Consider the following 4,321-nt stretch of genomic DNA (forward strand, 5'->3'; position numbering starts at 1 on the left):
ACTATGATTCCTGAAAAAAGGATGAATTATTCCTGAAATCTATCAAAAAATATCAATTCCGATTGTTCGCCAAGGTGTCCTGAAATAGTGAATATTAGAATAATTTTACCAAAATAATTAAAATAAAGCCAATGAGAATGAATCTAGTTATTTCATCATGGCACCTTAAGTAAATTCCTTCGTTTTCCTTTTTGCAAACAGTAAAATCGATAAATAAAAAGATATGCAGCAAGTTCCTGATTGCAGGTGCTCTAAAAACACTTAAAGCTGATACCTACAAACTTATATATATTATATAACACCAAAGAAAATATAACTTTTTTTATACTGATTCATAAAGTTGCTTTTTCGTGCCATTCCCAATTTTAATCAAATGGAATAAAGAGGGAAATTTTCAAAAAATTCAATTTAGTAGTTTACTACTAAATAATAATCTTATATACTTATCCCACAAGATAGATAAAACGCATGCAAAATTAGAAATTATAGATAAAACGCATGCAACTTTCTTATTTTTGACGAAAAGGGGTAACAACATGACAAAAAACAGATGGTTAATCGCTTTATCAGCTATCGCCATTCACCTTTCCATTGGTGGTGCGTACGCCTATAGCGTATACAAAAAACCGTTAGTTGAGACTATGGGGTGGTCAGAAACTGAGGTAACGTTAGCATTCACAATAATGATGGCGCTTGCAGGAACTTCTGCAGCCTTCTTTGGTAAATTCGTGGAAAAAAATGGTCCGAGAAAGTCAGCTATGGTCGCGGCTGTATTATTCGGTTTAGGCCAAGCCGGTTCCGGTTTAGCAGTGATGGTCGATTCACTTCCGCTATACCTATTGACATATGGGGTTTTAAGTGGACTTGGCATGGGGATCGGGTACATTTCACCAGTATCCACTTTAGTCAAATGGTTCCCAGATCGCCGGGGATTGGCAACAGGAATGGCAGTATTAGGATTCGGTGCCGGAGCTCTCATTACAGCCCCAGTAGCTGCAAGCCTTATGGAATCCGTTGGCATTTATACTACCTATTATATTTTAGGAGCGGGCTATTTCATACTGATGTTCTTAGGTGCATTCTATATTGCACCTCCAAAGGCCAACTGGCTACCTGAAGGAATGAAGAAAGATATTGAATCAGGTAAGAAAGAACTAAAGAAAGACCTAAGGCAATTAACTGCAAAAGAAGCGGTTAAAACTAAACACTTCTGGATGTTATGGTCCATGAAATTGATAAATACCAGTGCAGGAATCATGATGATTTCTGTAGCTTCACCTATGGCTCAAGACGTTGTTGGTCTGTCTGTAGCAGGTGCAGCAACATTAGTCGGCATTATGGGAATCTTCAATGGCGGAGGAAGACTTGGCTGGGCAGCAGCATCTGATTATATTGGCCGCCCAAATGTTTTCGTCATTTTCTTCATCATTCAAATCGGAGCGTTCCTTTTACTTCCGACGACTACAAATACACTATTGTTCCAAGGACTCATCTTGCTGGTCGTTAGTTGTTATGGTGGAGGATTTTCAAATCTCCCTGCGTTTGCCGGGGATTTATTTGGAACTAAGGAAATTGGGGCCATCCACGGTTATCTTTTAACTACGTGGTCTCTAGGCGGGGTTTGCGGACCAATGTTGGTTACTGCAATCAGGGAAAGTACGAACAGCTACATCCCGGTATTCTACGTTTTCGCAGTATTAATAGCGATAGCATTCGCCATCTCCATCTGGCTGCGTCTCGACATTAAAAAAATGCAAAGAGCACAGAATCAAGGAGTAACGAACACATTAAGTAAAATATCCTAATTTAAAAACTTGTAAAAAGGCATTATCAAGTAAACTTCCCTAAACGGAATTTACCTTTGATGATGCTTTTTTAGTTTGTTTATGGCTATTACGGTGTATCTTTTTGAACTGTAGCACAACCGAAGATTTTATGGATTATGCCATTCTCCCGGAATGTTTGCTCGTACAGTTGTGATCATTTCTAATGCTTAATCGCAGTAGTCATGGGAAATGCATTTAGAGGTGCAATCCTTGTAGGCGGACTTTATTCAGGACTTATGCACGTAAAGGCAGGAAAACGACAAAGTACCGACACCGATATTTTTTTAAAAATTAACCATCATTTCACAGTGAAAGTCTTGTATTTGATTCCAACAGCTTCGTTTGGTTGCTGCTTTATCTATCGGAATTCCAAAAAAGTATAAGAAATACGAATTCCAACTTTTTAAATCAGGTGATTAGATTCAAAAGTGAAACATTCCAATCGAATTAAAGATGAATGATAAACGTTCATCATTATAACATGTTTTGCACCAAACTTTTGAACAAGTTATATAGTTTAACATTAAGCTAAATCAGGGAATTAAGTAAGAGATGGATTTAGGAGGGATTGTCTTGTGGATCAATAAACCGTTTTTCAAATATGCATGCGCGACCATTTTGATCATTTTAATTATTTTTTTACTAGGTAAGATTGATTACGTTCTGCTGCCGCTACAAAAAATCATTGCTGCCATGTTTTTCCCTATTATTGTGGCTGGGCTTTTATACTATATATTACGGCCGGTAGTTAACTTATTAACTGAATTTATCCCGAGGTCAATTAGCATCTTCACCGTGTTTTTGATTATATTTAGCATGATTGGGATGGTAAGTTACTTTGGAAGTCCTTTAATCGTGGACCAATTTCAAAAATTATCTGAAAACCTCCCAAGCAAAGTCAAGGAATTCTCTAAAGAATCTGAAGTGATGATTGAGAAAAATGATTTTGGCATGGTTAATATGGAGGATCTAAAAGAAAAAGCGGTCACGCATTTGAAAGATTACTCGGAAAAACTAATAGTGAATGTCAATACCATTTTTTCCACAATCACGAGTGTATTAACAGTATTGGTCATTACACCATTCATTTTATTCTATTTCTTGAAGGATGGAGATAAATTAAGACCATTTCTATTAAAATATATACCGAACGATGTTGAATCAGAGGGAAACACGATATTAAAAGACGTCGATAAAGCCCTTTCAACATATATTATCGGTCAATTCATCATATCAATCGTCATTGGGACTTTGATGTATATCGGCTACTTGATTATCGGTCTCGATTATGCACTCGTATTAGCCATATTCGCCATGATTTTTACCGTTGTACCATTCCTTGGTCCATTAATAAGCATCATCCCTGCCCTTTTCATTGCCTTACAGCAAGACATTGGGTTGGCAGTGAAAGTACTCATTGTCCTTACCGTTGTTCAACAGGTCGAAGGGCACTTGGTTACACCGAATATTATGGGAAAACGGCTTAACATTCACCCGCTTACCATTATCTTATTGCTGCTTGCTGCAGGATCAATATACGGTTTCATAGGCATTTTAATCGCTATCCCCACTTATTCCGTAGTAAAAACGATTATAGGGAATTTCAGGAAATTTTATAGATTACGAAAAGGGATTACTTAATTAAGGACTGTATCCTTAGTAATCCTAAATAGAAGTATTTTAAAAAAGGACATCCTATCAACGCTTCTGATTGTAGATATAGTAACCTCGATGAGAAGCGGGTTGGCTGCAGTTTTTTTCTTGAAAAGTGTTCAATTGAAATCCGCTCCCTTTCCGCCGACTGCCTGCCAAGCCTCCACTCCGCAAGCGGCTGCGGGGTCTCGGCGAGCCAGTTCTTCGGCAGGAGTGTCGCAAAGGTCTTAAATCCAATAAGTTTACCTGCGGATTTAAAAAAACGCTGTTTTGGTAATGTTTTTTGCTATTGCCTTAGTAAGATAAAGGAACTTAAAAATTGCTTGAAGTTCCCTTTCTTCAAGCTGTTAAACTTCTATTGTTTCAACGATTGCTTTAATACGTTCTTGCTCTTCGTTCTTATCCAAGTATTCAAAAAATCCAAGTCGATTTCCCCACGGGTCTGTGAAAGTTCCCCATTTAACTGGAACTTCTGGTCTTGAATGTATTGCAAAACTATCAATCTTTAGCTCTTCTACAAGTCTATCTCTTTCAGCTTCAATGTTAGTAACCCCTAATCGTAATGGTCCGTTACCGTCAATAAGAAGTCCTTCAGCGACCTGCAACCAACAACCAGGAATGAGTTCCCACTCTGCAAATCCATCGTGTGGAGTAAATTCAGGCTCCTTATTCAGCAGTGTTCCATACCACTTTTGCCCTTCTTTTATGCTGGAAACCCGAACCTGAGTAGTCATTTCAAAAATCATTAGTAACCCTCCTAAATATGTATAATCGAATATAATTATACCATAATTTAACAATTAATTCTGTAGGGATTTTCAAGCAGTTCTTAACATCTGAAC

General features: G+C 37.6%; 3 protein-coding genes. 2 read left to right on the plus strand and 1 reads right to left on the minus strand.

Annotation, left to right across the window (positions count from 1 at the left end):
• Positions 1-536 precede the first annotated feature (536 nt).
• Positions 537-1,805, plus strand: a complete 1,269-nt coding sequence (locus ACFVSH_RS23420; protein WP_387708110.1) for an L-lactate MFS transporter — start codon at positions 537-539, stop codon at positions 1,803-1,805.
• A gap of 594 nt (positions 1,806-2,399) precedes the next feature.
• Complete coding sequence (locus ACFVSH_RS23425; RefSeq protein WP_387708112.1) at positions 2,400-3,467, plus strand: AI-2E family transporter; 1,068 nt, start codon at positions 2,400-2,402, stop codon at positions 3,465-3,467.
• Positions 3,468-3,826: 359 nt separating this feature from the next.
• Here the strand turns inward: ACFVSH_RS23425 and ACFVSH_RS23430 are convergent, their stop codons facing one another.
• A complete protein-coding gene (locus ACFVSH_RS23430) occupies positions 3,827-4,225 on the minus strand; it encodes a VOC family protein (RefSeq protein WP_387598956.1) in 399 nt (132 codons plus the stop codon).
• Positions 4,226-4,321 lie beyond the last annotated feature (96 nt).

This window comes from Peribacillus sp. NPDC058002, assembly GCF_042886655.1.
Classification (GTDB): Bacteria; Bacillota; Bacilli; order Bacillales; family DSM-1321; genus Peribacillus; species Peribacillus aracenensis.

Coding starts and splice junctions, on each gene's coding strand:
- ACFVSH_RS23420 (WP_387708110.1), top strand. CDS start 537: ATGACAAAAAACAGATGGTTAATCGCTTTATCAGCTATCGCCATTCAC.
- ACFVSH_RS23430 (WP_387598956.1), bottom strand. CDS start 4,225: ATGATTTTTGAAATGACTACTCAGGTTCGGGTTTCCAGCATAAAAGAA.